The organism is Pseudidiomarina planktonica (assembly GCF_900177775.1).
Taxonomy (GTDB): Bacteria; Pseudomonadota; Gammaproteobacteria; order Enterobacterales; family Alteromonadaceae; genus Pseudidiomarina; species Pseudidiomarina planktonica.
Genome location: NZ_FXWH01000001.1, coordinates 1,421,070 through 1,438,848, shown reverse-complemented (window position 1 = coordinate 1,438,848; position 17,779 = coordinate 1,421,070). Strand labels below are relative to the sequence as shown.

17 protein-coding genes are annotated in these 17,779 nt (G+C 48.0%); 14 read left to right on the top strand and 3 right to left on the bottom strand.

The genetic code is table 11. The features are described from left to right. Nucleotides 1-63: 63 nt before the first annotated feature. From CCE91_RS12380 to CCE91_RS06750, 5 genes are all read left to right on the top strand, one after another. Nucleotides 64-1,545 (top strand): DUF1538 domain-containing protein, encoded by a 1,482-nt coding sequence (locus tag CCE91_RS12380; protein WP_327078324.1) that lies wholly within the window; start codon nt 64-66, stop codon nt 1,543-1,545. Next, nucleotides 1,542-1,892, top strand: a complete 351-nt coding sequence (locus tag CCE91_RS06765; protein WP_086434446.1) for a P-II family nitrogen regulator — start codon at nt 1,542-1,544, stop codon at nt 1,890-1,892. Before CCE91_RS12380 ends, CCE91_RS06765 begins: the two co-directional genes overlap by 4 nt. 17 nt (nt 1,893-1,909) lie before the next feature. Continuing rightward, nucleotides 1,910-2,296: a CBS domain-containing protein gene (locus tag CCE91_RS06760; protein ID WP_086434445.1), complete on the top strand. Its 387-nt coding sequence runs from the start codon at nt 1,910-1,912 to the stop codon at nt 2,294-2,296. Nucleotides 2,297-2,496: 200 nt separating this feature from the next. After that, the gene (locus CCE91_RS06755; protein WP_086434444.1) at nt 2,497-3,111 is read left to right on the top strand and encodes a CBS domain-containing protein; all 615 of its coding nucleotides are present in this window, start codon (nt 2,497-2,499) and stop codon (nt 3,109-3,111) included. Between the two features lie 44 nt (nt 3,112-3,155). Beyond that, nucleotides 3,156-4,376 carry an MFS transporter gene (locus CCE91_RS06750; protein WP_086434443.1) on the top strand — a complete coding sequence of 407 codons (1,221 nt, stop codon included), beginning with the start codon at nt 3,156-3,158 and terminating at the stop codon, nt 4,374-4,376. Here the strand turns inward: CCE91_RS06750 and CCE91_RS06745 are convergent. Then, a complete protein-coding gene (locus CCE91_RS06745) occupies nt 4,368-5,267 on the bottom strand; it encodes a LysR family transcriptional regulator (protein WP_086434442.1) in 900 nt (299 codons plus the stop codon). The two genes, CCE91_RS06750 and CCE91_RS06745, sit on opposite strands and share 9 nt — an antisense overlap. 185 nt (nt 5,268-5,452) lie before the next feature. On the opposite strand from CCE91_RS06745, the gene CCE91_RS06740 reads away from it, so the two are divergent. The 3 genes from CCE91_RS06740 to CCE91_RS06730 all read left to right on the top strand — a co-directional run bounded on the left by CCE91_RS06740 (nt 5,453) and on the right by CCE91_RS06730 (nt 7,970). Continuing rightward, nucleotides 5,453-6,124 carry a LysE family translocator gene (locus tag CCE91_RS06740; RefSeq protein WP_234996275.1) on the top strand — a complete coding sequence of 224 codons (672 nt, stop codon included), beginning with the start codon at nt 5,453-5,455 and terminating at the stop codon, nt 6,122-6,124. 93 nt (nt 6,125-6,217) lie between these two features. After that, nucleotides 6,218-7,099 carry a 6-carboxytetrahydropterin synthase gene (locus CCE91_RS06735; protein ID WP_086434441.1) on the top strand — a complete coding sequence of 294 codons (882 nt, stop codon included), beginning with the start codon at nt 6,218-6,220 and terminating at the stop codon, nt 7,097-7,099. A gap of 64 nt (nt 7,100-7,163) precedes the next feature. Next, nucleotides 7,164-7,970 carry a M23 family metallopeptidase gene (locus CCE91_RS06730; protein ID WP_086434869.1) on the top strand — a complete coding sequence of 269 codons (807 nt, stop codon included), beginning with the start codon at nt 7,164-7,166 and terminating at the stop codon, nt 7,968-7,970. On the opposite strand, the gene CCE91_RS06725 is transcribed toward CCE91_RS06730, so the two are convergent. After that, complete coding sequence (locus tag CCE91_RS06725; protein ID WP_086434440.1) at nt 7,971-9,761, bottom strand: M61 family metallopeptidase; 1,791 nt, start codon at nt 9,759-9,761, stop codon at nt 7,971-7,973. Between the two features lie 90 nt (nt 9,762-9,851). Here CCE91_RS06725 and CCE91_RS06720 point away from each other — a divergent pair, with 90 nt between their 5' ends. The 4 genes from CCE91_RS06720 (at nt 9,852) to CCE91_RS06705 (ending at nt 13,404) form a co-directional block, all read left to right on the top strand. Next, a complete protein-coding gene (locus CCE91_RS06720) occupies nt 9,852-10,523 on the top strand; it encodes a flagellar brake domain-containing protein (protein WP_234996301.1) in 672 nt (223 codons plus the stop codon). A 98-nt stretch (nt 10,524-10,621) separates the two neighbouring features. Then, nucleotides 10,622-11,710 (top strand): sensor histidine kinase, encoded by a 1,089-nt coding sequence (locus tag CCE91_RS06715; protein WP_086434438.1) that lies wholly within the window; start codon nt 10,622-10,624, stop codon nt 11,708-11,710. Continuing rightward, nucleotides 11,707-12,534, top strand: coding sequence for a LytR/AlgR family response regulator transcription factor (locus tag CCE91_RS06710; protein ID WP_086434437.1), 828 nt, complete (start codon nt 11,707-11,709; stop codon nt 12,532-12,534). The genes CCE91_RS06715 and CCE91_RS06710 overlap by 4 nt, the downstream gene beginning before the upstream one ends. 9 nt (nt 12,535-12,543) lie before the next feature. Next, on the top strand, nt 12,544-13,404 hold the full coding sequence (locus CCE91_RS06705; RefSeq protein ID WP_086434436.1) for a DUF6279 family lipoprotein: 861 nt from the start codon (nt 12,544-12,546) through the stop codon (nt 13,402-13,404). 17 nt (nt 13,405-13,421) lie between these two features. Here CCE91_RS06705 and pyk read toward each other — a convergent pair whose 3' ends face one another. Then, entirely contained in the window at nt 13,422-14,858 is a 1,437-nt protein-coding gene (gene pyk, locus CCE91_RS06700) for a pyruvate kinase (RefSeq protein ID WP_086434435.1), read from the bottom strand. 236 nt (nt 14,859-15,094) lie between these two features. On the opposite strand from pyk, the gene CCE91_RS06695 reads away from it, so the two are divergent. After that, nucleotides 15,095-16,540: a glyceraldehyde-3-phosphate dehydrogenase gene (locus CCE91_RS06695; RefSeq protein WP_086434434.1), complete on the top strand. Its 1,446-nt coding sequence runs from the start codon at nt 15,095-15,097 to the stop codon at nt 16,538-16,540. Between the two features lie 60 nt (nt 16,541-16,600). Next, nucleotides 16,601-17,734, top strand: a complete 1,134-nt coding sequence (locus CCE91_RS06690; RefSeq protein WP_086434433.1) for a M14 family metallopeptidase — start codon at nt 16,601-16,603, stop codon at nt 17,732-17,734. Nucleotides 17,735-17,779 lie beyond the last annotated feature (45 nt).

The following is a 17,779-nucleotide window of genomic DNA, read 5'->3' as shown; positions in this document are numbered from 1 at the left end:
TCTTTCATAGTTAACCTTTAGCGCTACCATTTGATGTCGCAGAGGAAGGATTCGAGCTTGTTCTTGAAGGACTTTTACCACGCCTTTTTACATGCACTGCGTAACTTACTGCCAATCGTCTTAGTGGTAGTGGTATTTCAGGCGTTGGTATTGCGTCAGGTTCCTGAGAATCTGCTGAGTATCAGCATTGGCTTACTCATTGTGGCTGCGGGCGTGGCCTTGTTTTTACAGGGCTTAGAACTCAGTATTTTCCCCGTCGGCAAAAGCCTTTCAAACCAATTCGCCAAACGTGGCTCTATTCCTATCTTATTAAGCTTCGGCTTCTTTCTTGGCTTTTCGGCGGTGGTTGCTGAGCCGGCACTCATTGCCGTGGCTGAACAGGCACAACAAATCAGTCAGGGGCTCATTGATGCATTAACTCTGCGGCTGATTGTGGCCTGCTCGGTGGGGCTGGTGGTGGCACTTGGAGTGCTGCGTACTATTCTGGGCTGGCCGCTGCACTGGTTTATGATTATCGGTTATTCCCTGGTGGTTGCGGTTACCTATTTTGCGCCACCCGAAATAGTGGGGCTGGCGTACGACTCCGGCGGGGTAACCACTAATATTGTGACGGTGCCGCTAATCGCTGCAATGGGCATTGGTTTGGCTGCATCAATTCGGGGGCGTAACCCATTAATTGATGGTTTTGGTCTGGTCGCTCTGGCGGTGATGGTTCCTATGATAAGCGTGCAGGTGTACGGCATTATTGTATACAGTGACGCGGGCGGCGGTCCGGCAGTGGGGAATCTGGTATATGAAGGGGCCGGTGATGCGCCCTCAGAGCCAATGAAAATGCTGCTGGATTTGTTAACCATGCTGCGCGATGTGTTACCCATTCTGATTACTGTTTTATTCTTTCAATATCTGGTTTTACGACGTCAATTAACCAATCCACGGTTAGTTTCGTTCGGCTTTGCGCTGGTAATTTTAGGCCTATATGCCTTTGTAGTTGGCCTCAAAATGGGGCTGTTTCCAATTGGCACCAGCATGGCTGAGCAGCTTATTGCGCACAATAATTATACCTTCGTGTACTTGTTCGCTTTTGCTATTGGCTTTGCCACTACTATGGCTGAACCCGCACTTTTGGCCATTGGGCAGCAGGCCGAACAGGCGGCCTCGGGTAAAGTAAATGGTAATGTGATTCGCCTGCTGGTAGCTGCCGGGGTAGCTATTGGTATCACCTTAGGTGTACATCGCATTATTGTGGGCGACTCAATTCACTATTACATTATGGGCGGTTACGCATTGGTTATTTTCCTGACCCTGTTTGCACCGCGCTACATTGTTGCGTTGGCTTACGATTTAGGTGGGGTAACCACCTCGGAAGTAACAGTACCACTGGTAACCGCGCTTGGTATTGGTTTGGCAACAAATATAGAAGGGCGAAATGTACTTATTGACGGCTTCGGACTGATTGCTTTTGCGTCAATATTTCCGATAGTAACCGTCATGACCTACGCTATTTTAATGGACTTTGTAACTAAGTTACGAGAGAGGCAAGTATGAAATTTTCAGTGCTAGTGGCCATAGTGCCGGAAGAAGTAGAACAGGAAGCCATTGACTGCGCCCGCGATTTAGGCGCCGGTGGCATGACGGTATTTTCGGCTCGTGGTATCAGTAACAGTGTGAAGAAAACCTTTTTAGGGCTTACCTATGACGGTAGCCAGACGGTGCTGATGATGGTTTTAGAAAAAGGCCTGTCGGTAGAGATCTTAAAAGCGCTACAAAGTGTTGTGCGAGGCGATGATGGTGATTCTAAAGGACTTATTTTCACCATGAGTTTGGAGCATTTGGCTGGCATTGACGTGAGCCAGGTCGAGAAATTTGAAGAGCATGTGAAGCAATCTATTTAACAGCGAGGCGAATTCTAATGTTAGTGAAAGACGTAATGATAACCGAGGTTCATACCGTATCTCCGTTTGCATCGCTTCGCGAAGCGCTAAGCTTAATGAAGCGTCATAATGTGAAGTCGTTGGTGGTAGATAAGAGTTCTCCGCACGATGCTTATGGGTTAATTACCTATACCAACGTGCTGAAGACAGTGATTGCAGAAGACGGCGACATTGATTTACTGAATGTGTACGACGCTTGTGCCAAACCCGCGATTAGTGTTGGCAAAAGCCTTGCGGTGAAGCACGTGGCTGCGTTGATGAGCGATCATAAAGTGAAACGGTTAGTGGTAGTGGATGACAACGACCTGGTTGGTTTTATCGCCATGAACGACATCATGGATTTGCTACTGAGTAAAATCGATTAGTAACTCGGACGAGTTGTTATTCAAATGCACGCGGAAGGGGGCATAAATACTCACTTCTGTTATCGAAATGTAACGAACTTACGCGATTGACCATTAGTCGCAAATCTATTCTGGCGTGATTGTAATCCGGTTGCGCTCGCTCTATGTTCGGCATCCTAAGCGTAAAAGCACCTTATGGGGTTTAGTCGGAGATAGTTTGAATGGATGCATTTTACAGCCTGCCATTAACCGTACCAGCATATCAGCAACTGGCAAATAACGTCCTACCTATAGTGGCTGGCGAGCAATCACAGCGCCCCATGGTGCCTGACTGGCATGCGCCGGCGGTGCGGGTGTTACATGACTTCTCAAGTAAACCACCACTGCAACTGACGCCACAAACCTCGCTGGCGGAAGCGGAAGCTCAATTGCTCGGGCATGGCGAGTTTGATGCTGCGGTTACTAACAGCGATGGGCAGCTAGTTGGGATAATTGCGCTGCAACACATTCATTCACGCAAAACCTTGGATTTAGCCCAGCAGCAACAGCTTCGCTGGGAACAGTTGCAGGTAGAAGACGCCATGATTGCGGTAACTCAGTTGCCCGCAGTGAGCTGCTCACAGGTACAACAGGCGCGTATTGGCGATGTGGTGGCAACCTTGCAACAATTGGGTAACCACTATCTGTTAGTGCATACAAAAGATGCCGTTCGCGGTATTATTAGCGCTCTGGCGATTCATCGGGTGACACAAGAAAACGTTCCGCTGCAACCGCCGTTATTTCCTTTTGTCGAGTCTGTTGATGAATCTGTTGCTAACAGCACGGAGCAAGCCTAGCAATGATTTGATGGATGTGATTAAAACCCTTTAAGGAGCGGGTCTTGCAACTCTACCTACAGTTAATCAAGCGTTACCCCGCATTTCTACTCTTCGGATTTATTGCCACCTTCGCCTCAAGCTTCGGGCAAACCTTCTTTATTGGCCTGTTTAACGACTCTTTGCGTGCCTCGCACCAGTTAAGCCATGGTGAATTCGGAAGTTTATATGCCGCAGCTACCTTTCTTGGCGGCGTTCTGCTGATGCGCATTGGCGGTAAACTGGATCAGGTACCATTGGCCGCCTTTACCAGCTTTACTTTTATCGGGCTTGCCGTGGCGGCTTTGTTGGCCAGTTGGAATGCGCATGTGGTGATGTTGTTTGTAGCTATTGCAGGGCTGCGTTTATTTGGGCAGGGCTTTATGGGCCATGTGGCGATGACCAGTATGGCGCGCTACTTCGGTGCTAATCGCGGTAAAGCGGTGGCGGTAGCGGCTATGGGCTTCCCACTCGGTGAAGCAACTTTACCTATTATTATGGTGGTGTTGGTGGCTACGATTGGCTGGAGTGCGCCCTGGTTGCTGGTTGCGGGCTTACTGTTATTACTGTGGCCGCTAATGTTAAAGCTGCAGCGTCATAAGCCAGAAATTACGCCAGCAACCACCAGCGGTAATGAAACTGAGCAAGTACAGCTAGCCCTACGCCAGCGCGATCTGGTTCGTGATCCGCGTTTTCTGGCAGTGGTTCCGGCGCTGCTGGGGTTACCCTTTATTGTCACAGCCTTATTGTTTAACCAGTTATGGCTAGCTGATCAACAAAGCTGGTCGGTCGCTGCTGTGGCAGGGGGCTTAATTGTTTTCTCAGTAACCCGGGTAACGGTGTCGCTAATAGCGGGCAACATGATTGACAAAATTGGTTCCGACAAGCTTATTGGCGCCAATATTCTGCCGGCAACCCTTGGTGTGAGCTTATTGCTGGTGATAGACCATGTAATGGGCTGGTGGCTATTTCTTGGTTTGGCTGGTTTTAGCGCCGGTATTAATGCGGCCATTGGTGGCACCATTTGGGCTGAACTCTATGGCATTCAGCGGCTGGCTACAGTGCGAGCCCTGTACCACGCCTTAATGGTGTTCTCGACTGCGCTATCGCCGTTAATTATGGGGCTGATGATTGATGGCGGCTACCATATGGACACCATTATGGTTTTGTTTACCCTGATACTACTGTTGGCCTGGCTCAACGCACAGCGCTTAGCCGGCGCTTTGAAGCGCGCGAACTCAGCGTAAGCGCGCCTGCAGCCATTTGCTAAAGGCTACCAAAGGCACTGGTTGGCGTGTGCGTTTACGGGTAAATAAACTTAACGCCTGCGGCAGTTCTACCCGTAAGTCGTTAAACTGTTGCAGGCTCTGTAGTTGAGGGTGGGCTAAGAAATGCTCATCAACTAAAGTGACAGTTTGTGGCTTAGTTAATAAATCTACCGCCATGCCAAGCGAATCTACAGACGTTAGGCGGGCATCTTTGGCGATATTGTCGTGCTGCTTTGAAAACGCCTGCCACACCTGACTTTGTTGATTAACCAGCCACTCCAGCTCCGACAATTCCAGCGCGCCGTTATAGCTGGTTACCGGAATATAGCCGCAGCGGCAAAGTGGGGTTTGTTCAATTTGTCGGTCGCGCAACTTGCTACAGCCAATTACTATATCTAATTGCTCGTGTTGCAACTGTTCAATGGCTTGGGCGGCGCTGTTGCTTTGTAAATGCAGAGGTAGTTCACTGAAAGCCAGTTTAATATGCGGATAAATGCCGTAAAAGTCATGCAGCTGAGGTGCTAACCACCACCGTAGCCATTCGCCGGGCAGGGCAATGCGAAGGGTTGTTACGTCTTCGTCACCCAGGGATTGCGTTTGTTCCAGTAAGCGATTTAAACTGGCAAATATTCGTTGTAATTCAGGCGCTAACCGCTGCCCCGCAGGGGTAAGAGCATGCAACCGGTTGTCCCGCTGAAATAAGCGCGTTCCCAGCTGCTCTTCTAAGGTTTGAATTTGTCGGGTAATAGCGGATTGTGACACGCCAAGTTCTTGTGCAACCTGTTTGAAGCTGCCCGCATAGGCGGCTGCGGCAAACACTCGCAAAGCATTTAGTGACGGCGTTTTACTGGTTTTTGAATCTGTTGTCATAATAAGCGCTAGCTACCTGATATGTCGCAAAGGGAACAGCCATGTTCACTTAAAGGCAACATAGGTTGCGATAAGGTGAATTACGTAGTAGCCAAGAGTCTGGCAGTTGAATAGGGTTTAGGCAAGGAATTTTCAGCCCTGTTTAAGTCAATTTTTCGTAAAGTTATGAGTAAGTAAGGGGCCGTGTGGATCTTTCAGTGTATTGGGCAGAGTTCTTAAGTATTGCGATATTGCACTTTATGGCGGTAGCAAGTCCGGGTCCTGATTTTGCAGTAGTCACCCGCTATAGTATTCGCTTTGGGCGGCAAACCGGATTATGGGTAAGTTTGGGCATCGGCGTGGGTATTCTGGTGCACATTGCTTATTCGCTGTTAGGGGTGGCGTTGTTTATTCACCGCTTTGACTGGGTATACGTAAGCGTTCTGGCCATTGGCGCGGTTTATCTGGGTTGGCTTGGCTGGCAGGCGATCCGGGCCAGGCCAAGGTCTGATGCCGACTTACCGACCTCGCTAAAGAGCAATGATGCACAAACGCCGGTTAGCAAAGAGGTCTCTAATACCAGAGCCTTTGGTATTGGCTTCTTAACTAATGGCCTGAATGTGAAAGCCACACTGTTCTTTTTAATGCTATTTAGCACCATTATTGCACCGGCAACGCCTACTTTGGTGAAGTTGGGCTATGGTGTCTACATGGCCATTGCCACCGCCGTGTGGTTTAGCCTGTTAACGCTGGCCATGACCTGGGGGCCGTTTTATCGGCAATTATGGCGCTACAGCCATTGGGTTGATCGCGCTATGGGGCTAGCTCTGTTGCTAATCAGCGTTCATTTAATTAGTGAAGTTATAGCGCGCATATAAAGCTCGTGAGGCACTTATTTAACTACGGCTAACGCGCTATACTTAACCCATTCACAGCACCGCCTTAAGGGCATAGCAAGAGCTTTCATTTTCATGCAGTTATTTGTAAACGATCTTACCGTTATCGATTTCTCGTATTTATGCCCTCAACGCGGCATTGTTGGCGAGAGCTGGATAGTCGACATCATTTTAGATGGGGCGCTGAACGAGCAATCCATGGTGTTGGATTTTGGGCGGGTAAAGAAGCAAATTAAAGCTATTATTGATGACTCGGTTGACCACAAACTGGCAGTACCTGCAGAACACGAATACACGCAAGTTACCCGCAATGAAGATAAAAGCAGCTATTGGGTGGATTTCATGCGCCCGAATGAGCGTTCTATTCATTTGCATTGCCCAGCTGATGCCTTTGCTTTTATAGATTCTGAACAGGTGACTATTGATACGGTTACTGATTATTTACGAGCGGTGATCAAACGCGAGCTACCAGAGAACGTAGCAGGTTTACAGTTGCAACTGCGTGCCGAAGCTATTCCTGGCGCGTTTTATCATTACACCCACGGTTTGAAGAAGCACGATGGTAACTGTCAGCGTATTGCGCACGGACACCGGTCACGACTTTACATTAGTCTTGACGGCAAACGTTCAGAAACACTGGAAGCGGCCTGGTGTGAGCGCTGGCGCGACATTTATATAGGCTCGCTGGAAGATGAGGTGAGTTTGGCTGAGGTAGATTGTTCGCAGACCGCAGGGCAGTGCAATGAACACACCCACGTAGCCTACGCTTACACCGCTGACCAGGGGTTGTTTGAATTACTGGTACCACGTGGTGAAAATTATATTATTCCAACCGATTCCACGGTGGAATGTCTGGCCCAGTATCTTGCTGACCAGGTGAAACAACAATATCCGCAAGCCAAGGTTCAGGTAACAGCGTTTGAGGGTGTTGGTAAAGGAGCAATTGGTTATGCCTAAGTTTATGCTCGAAATGTTGCCTACGGCACGCAAAGCACTAGTAGCTGTTGCTGCCATCGCCACCATGAATCTAATCGCCGTAACGGCTGTACATGGTAATGAAGCCACAGCCGACAAGCTGCAATTACAGGGTAAACTTACTCAGGGCGCGCTGATTATTGGCTCTACTGAGCCCGGTAGTGAGGTAAAACTTAATGGTGAAAAGCTGGAAGTAACGCCCGCTGGCGAGTTTGTGTTTGGCTTTGGCCGTGATGCCCAGCTACAGCATCAACTTCAGGTGCAATTACCCGACGGTAGCAAAATTGAGCGGGCATTAGAGCTAACCCAGCGCGAATATAAGGTTGACCGGGTTGACGGCGTGCCGGCAAGTACCGTAAATCCGAATCCGGAGCAGGTGAAGCGCTCCAGACAAGATTCCGAGCAAGTTTGGTTAGCGCGGCAAACCTTTAGCGACCGACGTGACTTTCTGACACCTGTTATTCGTCCGGCTGAAGGCCGAATTAGTGGCGTTTATGGTAGTCAGCGAATTTTTAACGGCGAACCCCGGCGTCCTCATTTCGGCCTCGATATAGCGGCGCCAACCGGAACGCCGGTGATCGCACCCTGGCCTGGGCGGGTATTACTTGCGGTGCCGGATATGTTCTTTTCTGGCGGAACTTTGATTATTGACCATGGCTATGGCGTCACCACAACCTATATTCATTTACATCAGGTGTTGGTGGAAGTGGGCAAAGATGTAAATCAGGGTGACATTATTGCTGAAATTGGTGCAACCGGCCGCGTGACTGGCCCGCATTTAGACTGGCGGGTGAACTGGCAACAAGAGAAGTTAGATCCAGCCTTGTTGCCGTATTTATTTGATAACGACTGATTAATCGGTTGGCGCTTCCTCGCTAAGCGTCAACCAACCATTAATAAGTTCCGGGTGAGTAACACTAAGTACCCGTGAGTAAGGCTTAGGCTCGGTCCATTCTATGGTTAACGTCATCAGTTCATCACGCCGAAAGGCATGCACTTTGGTGGCTTGTCCCGGCGCCATGCGGCTCAACACCTCTTTCACTGTGGTGTCCGTCACCTGTAAATCATCAATGGCAATAATGCGATCACCAGCGGCTAAGCCCGCTCGTTTGGCTGGCTCATTGGCGTACACGTTCAGTAATTCCAGCCCCTGCGATGAGCCTTTATATTTGGCACCCAGTTGTACCGGTAAGCTGTCGCTGGCGCGCTTGCCGTTGTGACTGTTATCGTCAGCAGCGAAGGTACTCTCCAACTTTACGCCAAAGCTTTGCAACAGGGTTTGCAGTGGCAACGGCTTGGTAGTGCGCAGTGCAGTGTGCATAAACTCGGTTAAATCTACGCCCGGATAACTGTTTAAGTGCTCCACAAAGGTGTGGTCTTCAGTACCCAGCTGCTCTTTGCCGTATTTATTCCACAAGTCTTGCATCACCTGCGCCAGGGTTAATTTGTGGTCGGTTAACAAGCGTAGCTGCAAATCCAGACACAACCCAATAAGCGCGCCTTTGGCGTAATAGCTAATAATGCTGTTGGGCGCATTTTCACCTTGCTGATAGAACTTGGTCCAGGCCAGGAAACTTGATTCGGTAACGGTTTGAATGCTCTCACCAACACCGCGCTGAACCCGCGCAATGGTTTCCCCTATCAGGTTTAAATACGCTTTTTCGTCAATGATACCGGCACAATGAAGTACGTAGTCGTCATAGTACGAAGTCATACCCTCGTAGAACCACAACTGCTCGGTGTAGCTTTCGGCATCGAGCTGGTAGGGCACAAACACTTTAGGTTTGAGGGTTTTAATATTCCAGCTGTGAAAGTACTCGTGGCTGCACAAGCTTAAAAAAGTGCGGTAGTCGTTATCAATTTCTACTTCACCTGCTTGCGCAAGATCTTTGCGTGAGCACATCAGGGCGGTGGAGTTACGATGCTCCAGCCCACCAAAACCTTTGCCCACAACTATGGTTAAGAAGGTGTAGGACTCAAACGGCGCTGGTTTGCCGAACATGTCCAACTGGTATTCACAAATGCGTGCTAAATCAGCGGTAATACGGGCGGTGTCGGCGTAGTTTCTACCAGCCAGTACCAACGCATGCTTGATTCCGCCAGCAATAAATTCTTCAATAACCAGATTGCCCAGCAGGAATGGGTAGTCAATTAATGCTTCGTAACTGTCGGCCTGAAAACTTCCGGGTTTGAACGAATCACCGGAAGTTCGCGGCATGCCGGTAGCAACCTGCCATTCGGGGTGTTGCTCACAAGGTTCTAAAATTAACTCACAAGGTTGGTCGGTTTGCCCCTCAACAGCTAAACATAAGCTACTGTTATTAAAGAAACCCCAGAATTGGTCGAGATAAGCAGTGCGGACCGATAAATCCCAGGCGTAGGCTTGATAAAATATCTCAACCGGGCCATTTAGCTGGCCAAGCTCCCAGGTGTGTTTATCTATAAGTTTTACGGCAACAGGTTCGCCGTGGCACTGGGCATAAAGGCCCATAATATTCTTCGCGAAATCGCGGATCATGTAGCTGCCCGGAATCCAGGCTGGAAGTTTGACGCGTTGGCCTTGCGTTGCAGGTTCAGGAATGGATAATTTTATCTCGAACAGGTGACCGTGTACGTCAATGGGTGTTATTTTATAGGAAACCAAGAGAACCTCTCTGCTCGGGTGATATGCGAAAAGCCTTGAATAGGGATTAAATCAGAACGAGTAGCCATAAGGAAGATTACTCACGTGGATATGCTAAAAAAAATATTTGAATTGCCAGTTGGACAGCGCGTTGAAATTCAAATCAATAAAACCAGTGTACCACTTCGCTTCCAGACCGAATTTGTTGGAATCGTAAAAAAGCGTTTCTTTATTGTAGCTATGCCCGATACCCGTAAATTCGGCGATATGCGCGATGCTATTTACGAGGGTGTGGCTGTAGTAGTGCGTTTCGTTCTAGAGGGTGATTTAGGCGAAGTTATTGCCTTTCGAAGTGATGTTGAATTCATTACTAGCCACCCGACCAAGTTAATGTACATCGACATGCCGCAAATTGTTGAAAGCCGTCCTATTCGCAGCGATCGTCGCTTTGAAACCCGTTTACCCACGCAAATTACCAAAATGGCGGGGGCCGATAGCGACTATTCCGCGCTGGTGGTTAACCTTTCCATGAGTGGCTGTCAGTTAGTGGTACAGGACGAAGCCCTGGACGTTGAAAAAGACAGCCACATTGACTTGCGCTTTCAGTGGTTGCAACAAGACATCACTATTACCGGTATTGTACGCGACATACGCGTTGTTCATCGAGACGACGAGAGCCCACAAACCATGATGGGTATTCAGTTTGCCCGCAGTCGCAATAACGAAGATATTAAGCAGCTGTTTGCCGCGTCGTTAATAGATATCGACAGCGCTGATTATTAGTCAACGGAAGAATGCTGCGTTCAACAGCGCTTAGCTTGAGATAGAAATCAGTTTACCTCTTTGGAACTGACGTATAATCCATTCCAAGAGAGGTCATCATGCAATTTAAGTTATCACAATGGCGCGGTTTACTTGACGACCGCAACCGCTTCTTCTGGGTACTACAGGGAGTGGGTTGGTCAGGCTACGCGCTAGTTCATTACATTGGCTCACTGATGCACGAGATGCGCGATATTTACGTGCTGATCCTGCTGTTGGGCGCATATGCCGGTTTTCTACTAACCGTACCGCTACGTTATTTATATCGCCGTATTTGGGACGTGAGACCCTGGCAGCTGGTATTAATCGTATTAAGCTCCGCTTATTGTAGCGCCGTTACCTGGGCGGTTATTGATAACGCCACGTATTGGGAAATCTATAAATTCGGGTTTCGGCCCGAAAGCAACTGGTTCTATTTCAAGAACAGTTTGGCAAAGTTCTACATTATGCTGAGCTGGAGCGGCCTGTACTTCGGTATCAAGTATTACCAAATGCTGCAGGACGAAAAGCAAAAAGCCTTAGTGGCAACCTCCATGGCGCATCAGGCGCAGTTGAAAATGCTGCGCTACCAGTTAAATCCGCACTTTTTGTTTAACACCTTAAATGCCATATCTACGCTTATTCTGGTAAAAGAAAACGAACTGGCGAATCGCATGATGTCGAAGTTAAGCCTGTTCCTGCGCTTTTCACTGGATAACGAGCCGATTAAAAAAATACCTTTGGATCGTGAACTGGATGCCTTGAAGCTATATCTGGATATTGAAAAGGTTCGGTTTGACGAGCGTTTACGCGTAAACATAGATATTGAAGACAAGGCAAGAAATGCGCTGGTGCCAAGTTTAATACTGCAACCACTCATCGAGAATTCCATCAAATATGCCATTGCGCGGATGGAAGAAGGTGGTGAGGTAGTGGTTAAGGCGCGGGTGATCGGCGACGATCTAGTGTTGTCGTTATCCGATAATGGTCCGGGTAGTAAAATACCGCCTCAGGAGCTGGTGAAATCCGGTGGTGTGGGTTTGGCAAATACACGCGATCGACTAGAAGCCTTGTATGGAAAGAATTACTCCTTTACATTGTCCTCTAACGAGCCAACCGGCTTATGCATTGATATCAGGATCCCCTGGGAACAGGTTGAAGGACTATGACAGAACGGATTAAGACCCTTGTGGTTGATGATGAATCCCTTGCCCGTAAGGGCTTGTCGGTAAGATTAGAGGATTTTCCGGAAGTACAGGTACTAGATGCTTGTCAAAGTGGACGCCAGGCTTTGGAAGCTGTGAAAGCGCACCAACCCCAACTGATGTTTCTGGATATTCAAATGCCCGGTATGAACGGCTTTGAAGTGTTGCGTGAAATTCGCCAGCAGCAGTTGCCGATGCCGTTGGTGGTATTTGTAACTGCCTATGACCAGTATGCGATTAAAGCTTTTGAAGTGCGTGCTATTGATTACCTGCTGAAGCCAGTTGATCACGAGCGTTTGCAAAAAGCGATAGATCGCACCATGAGTACTATTGAGCAACAACAACAGCAGCAACAACAAGATAAGCTCATTAACTTAGTGGCAGACGCGACCGGCGAAGATTGTGAAGATATTTTAAAACGCTTAGCTAGCGGCGAAGATATAAGTGGCAGTCGTTACCCGGAGCATATTGCCATTAAAGAAAGTGGTGAAATTACCCGGGTAGCCATCAATGCCATTGAGTGGGTAGACGCTGCCGGCGATTACATGTGTATTCACGCACAGAACGAAACACATATATTACGGCGTACCATGAAAGAGCTGGAGCAAGAGCTGAATCCTCAGCGTTTCCAACGCATTCACCGTTCCGCTATCGTGAATATGGCGCATGTGGAAAAGCTATGTAGTCGCCAGAACGGCGAGTATCATTTGATCCTTCGTAACGGAAAACAACTAAAAGTAAGTAGAAGCTATAAAGATAGGATTAAAAAGTTAATCCTCAATACTTAGGTGTTCTATATGCGCTACTGGTTTGTGGTCGTTCTATGTTGGTTAATGGTGGGGTGTTCATCGCAGCTTGGCTATCGCTTTGCCGATACTCTCATTGCCTGGAAAATAGATGATTATGTGAGTCTGAACTCGACTCAGCAGGAGCGCGTTGACCAGGATATTACTGAACTACACGAGTGGCACGCCACCTCGGAACTGCCGCTATATCGCAACACCTTGTTGCAACTACGTGATGCGGTGCAATCTAATACCCTTACCGCAACAACCTTAGAGCAAGTAACCAGTGACGGCTGGTATTTCTGGGAGCGCGTGCGTTTGCAAGCGCACCCCTACGCGCAAGAGTTGCTACCTGAGCTGTCAGAAGCTCAACAAGACGAACTTTTGACCAACTTGCAAGAGAAGCTGAATGAACGTAAAGAACGCTATCAGGAGCGCATAGAAGAGTCTCCCGACGAGCGTTTTCAAGAGGAGTTAGAAGAACGTCGCGATGAAGTCAGCGATTGGGTAGGGCGTTTGACCGAGCAGCAGGAAAGCCTGCTACAAGAGTGGCTTGAAGCAGAGCAGTCGCGCGGTGAAATGTGGTTAAACTATCGCCAGAGCTGGCTTGATTCCTTTGCTGAGACTTTGCGGGCAGGGCCTGAGTCGGAGAACTACCAGAGCGAACTTGAGCGTTTGATTAAAGAACCTCAGAACTGGCGCAGTGAAGAAATGCAAAAATCGTCAGAATTGAACCGGGGTGTTGATCAACGCTATTTGCTGGCGCTTTATAAAAGTTTGAATGAGCGTCAACGTGAGCGTGTGGTCGAGCGAATAAATAGCTACATCGAAGATTTGGACGGCTTAATACAACACTTTAAAAGTGCTGAATAAGCCGCCCGACAGCGTTTTTATTGAACCGTCATGATTTTGCAGGTATTGGTAGAGCCTACCGTTTCCATTACATCACCGTGAGTTAGAATCACTAAATCCCCAGTGTGTATGTGACCCTGTTGCTTAACCACTTCAATTGCTTCTTTTACTAAGGATTCAGCCGGCCACTGGGTTGAATCAAACTCAACCGGGTACACACCACGATACAATGCGCACTTAGACCGGCTGGTAATATGCCGTGACAGCGAGAATATTGGCAAGGTACTGGTGATACGTGACATTAACTTGGCGGTGAAGCCTGACTCGGTTAACGCAATAATGGCTTTAACGCCAGTTAAGTGAGTGGCGGTATACATAGCTGCCATGGCTGCCGCTTCCTGAATACTGGCAAACATTTCTGCTAAGTCTTTGTGTTCCAGTTGCGCCATTGGGTGTGTTTCCGCACCTTTACAAATTTCAGCCATAGATTTCACCGTTTCAACCGGGTATTTACCAGCTGCGGTTTCTGCAGATAGCATTACGGCATCGGTACCATCCAATACAGCGTTGGCAACGTCCATAACTTCGGCCCGGGTTGGCATGGGGCTTTCAATCATAGATTCCATCATTTGCGTGGCGGTAATCACAACCTTGTTCAAGCGGCGCGAGCGCTCAATGATTTTCTTTTGTTTACCTACCAGTTGCGCATCGCCAATTTCAACTCCCAAATCACCCCGGGCAACCATCACGGCATCGGAGGCGCGAATAATATCGTCAAGCGCAGCATCACTGGCTACGGCTTCGGCGCGTTCAATTTTGGCGCAGAGTAAACCGTTACCACCTGCTTTACGCAGCAACTGGCGAGCTTGATTAATGTCATCACTACTGCGCGGGAAAGATACTGCCAGGTAATCAACGCCAATTTTTGCGGCGGTTTTTATGTCTTCCAAATCTTTTTCAGTCAAAGCTGCGGCCGATAAACCACCGCCCTGACGGTTAATACCTTTGTTATTCGATAACTTGCCACCCACGGTAACCCGGGTGATCACTTTGCTGCCTTTTACTTCGGTTACTTCTAGCTGCACGCGGCCATCATCGAGTAACAAAATATCGCCGGCCAGAACATCGTTTGGCAGTTCTTTGTAGTCGATGCCAACCTGGTGTTCATCACCATCAGCAGTGCCGAGTTCGGCATCCAGTATAAAAGTGTTGCCATTAACCAGCGTGATGCTGTCTTCTTTAAAGCGGGCAACCCGTATTTTAGGGCCTTGCAGGTCGCCTAAAATAGCCACATGACGACCTTGGCTGGCGGCAATTTCACGCACCTGCTTAGCCCGCAGAATATGGTCGTCAGCCTTACCATGGGAAAAGTTAAGCCGCACCACATTGGCTCCGGCTGCAATGAGTGCTGCTAATACGTCAGGCTTATCGGTTGCCGGGCCTAAGGTAGTTACAATCTTTGTGCGCCGTAGCATAGCAGTGCTCCTAATTTTAAATGAATTTTCGAATGGAATGCCCGCTGGGTTTGACTTTAGCGGTACCAATACTTGCCTATATTATCATAGATTTATGACACTTAAGGATAGCCCTGTTGAATCTTTATGGTGGAATAAATTGCTTGTATAGGCCGAGTCAGCATTGGCGTCTGCGGCCATTTTTCATTACAATAGCGCCACTTTTTTCATCTTTATCCTCAGAAAAGGTTTATCGCATGACTGATACGCAGCAAGATCAAACGTTAACAAGCTGGCAAGAACGCCAGGAATACGCCGAAATGATGCAGCCATTATTAGGGCGCTTGTACCGTAATTCAGGTGTGGAAATATTAGTTTATGGTCGCACCTTGCTGAACGTATCCACCATCAACATTATCAAAGCGCACCGCCTGATTCGCCGTCATGAAGGCATGAAGCTGCGGTTGCGTGAAAGCTACCCGTTCTTAGAAGCTATCGCCAAGCTGAAGCTGGCACCAGCGCGTATTGACTTAGGTAAACTGGCCTTTAACTACTTGCACAAAGGGCAAGGCGAAGGTAAGAGTGTTGAGCAATACGTACAAGAGCAGTTGGTTGATATTATTGATAAGCAAGACGAAATTCCGGCTCAGGACATCGTTTTGTATGGTTTTGGTCGTATCGGTCGGTTGCTGGCGCGATTATTAATTGAGCGCAACGGTAGTAATAATAAAATGCGTTTACGCGCCATTGTAGTGCGCGGTGGCCGTGATGGTGACTTAGAAAAACGTGCAAGCTTATTGCGTCGTGACTCGGTGCATGGTCCGTTTAATGGTTCTATTACCGTTGATGAAGAGAACAGCTCGATTAAGGCGAACGGTACCAGCATTAAAGTGATTTACTCTGATGGTCCTGACCAAGTCGATTACACTCAGTACGGTATTAAAGACGCTATTGTTATTGATAACACTGGTATCTGGAAAGACGAAGCTGGTCTTGGTTTGCACCTGAAATCGAAAGGTGTGAAGAAAGTGCTGCTGACAGCACCTTCTAAAGGCAGCATCAAAAACATCGTACATGGCGTGAATGACAGCGATATTTTAGCAGACGATTTAATTGTATCTGCGGCGAGCTGTACTACTAACGCGATTACACCAGTACTGAAAGTTATTAATGACAAATACGGTATTCGTAATGGCCACGTAGAGACCATTCACTCGTATACCAACGATCAGAACTTAATTGATAACTACCACAAAGCGGATCGCCGTGGTCGCTCAGCGCCACTGAACATGGTTATTACTGAAACTGGTGCTGCCAAAGCAGTATCTAAAGCGTTGCCAGAGTTAACCGGTAAATTAACCGGTAATGCCATTCGGGTACCAACCCCGAACGTGTCTATGGCGATTATGAATCTAAATCTGAATACGGCTACTGATCGTGATAGCTTAAATGACTTTCTGCGCGAAATTGCATTGCATTCAAACATGCAGGCGCAAATCGATTACACCGCCTCTACTGAAATCGTTTCTACCGATTTGGTTGGTTCTCGTCATGCCGGTGTCGTTGATTCACAAGCAACCATTGTTGATGGTGACCGGGCTGTATTGTATGTTTGGTATGACAATGAGTTTGGTTATAGCTGTCAGGTTATTCGTGTAGCTGAAAAGATGGCTGGACAAGAGATTTTAAATTTACCGAAGTAATTGAGAAAAGCGCCAGATCCGGCGCTTTTTTCATAAGAAAAAATAAAAAGGGTAATTCAAATGCATATAACTGCGCAGTTCGACAGTGGCAATATTGATGTCATTGAAGCTAATTCACCAGAGAGTATTCGTCTTGCCATTCGCAAAGACAACGAATCCGATTTTTATCAGTGGTTTCATTTTAAACTTTACGGTGAAGCTGGTGTTGAACATGTTATGACCATCGAAAATGCTGGTACTGCGGCTTATCCGGTAGGTTGGGAAGATTATTCCGCGCTGGCTTCTTATGACCGCGAAACCTGGTTCCGGGTACCTACCAGCTACGATGGTAAGCAACTGGTAATTAGCCACATTCCTGACCAGGAAAGCGTGTACTACGCATATTTTATTCCGTATTCCTATGAGCGCCATCAAGATTTGGTGCAGTGGGCGCAACAGTCCATGGATTGCCAGCATGAACTGCTAGGTCAGACCCTGGATGGCCGTGACATGAACCTATTGGTTATCGGTGAACCCGATGCTGATAAAAAAGCAGTGTGGATTACCGCGCGTCAGCACCCGGGTGAATCTATGGCTGAATGGTTTGTTGAAGGTGCGTTAAGCCGTTTGCTGGATGATGAAGACGGTGCCGTGCGTAAGCTTTTACAACAGCACGTATTTTATATAGTTCCAAACATGAATCCGGATGGCAGCGTGCGTGGTCACTTAAGAACCAATGCCGCTGGGGTGAACTTGAACCGTGAGTGGGCTGAGCCTTCCATGGAAAAAAGCCCGGAAGTGTACCTGGTGAAGCAGAAAATGGCCGAAACCGGTGTTGATTTGTATTTGGACATTCACGGCGATGAAGGCTTGCCGTATAACTTTGTGGCGGGCTGTGAAGGTATTCCAAGCTATAACGACGCGCATCAGGCACTGGAAACTAAGTTTAAAGATGCATTGGTAGCTATTACGCCGGAATTCCAAACCAAATATGGGTATGAGCAAGACGCTCCGGGTGAAGCTAATCTGAGTATTGCTTGTGCATCTGTTGGTGAAGCGCATAAGTGCCTGGCCTTTACTATTGAAATGCCGTTTAAAGACAACGCCGATCTGCCGGACGCAGATTATGGCTGGTCAGTAAATCGTTGTCGTCAGCTTGGTGCTGACACTATTAGTGCGATTTATGCTGTAGCTGGCGATCTCCGTAGCAACTAAGCTGTTACGGTGCTCGCTTTCATGAAGTTTTGCGTGTATAAAAAC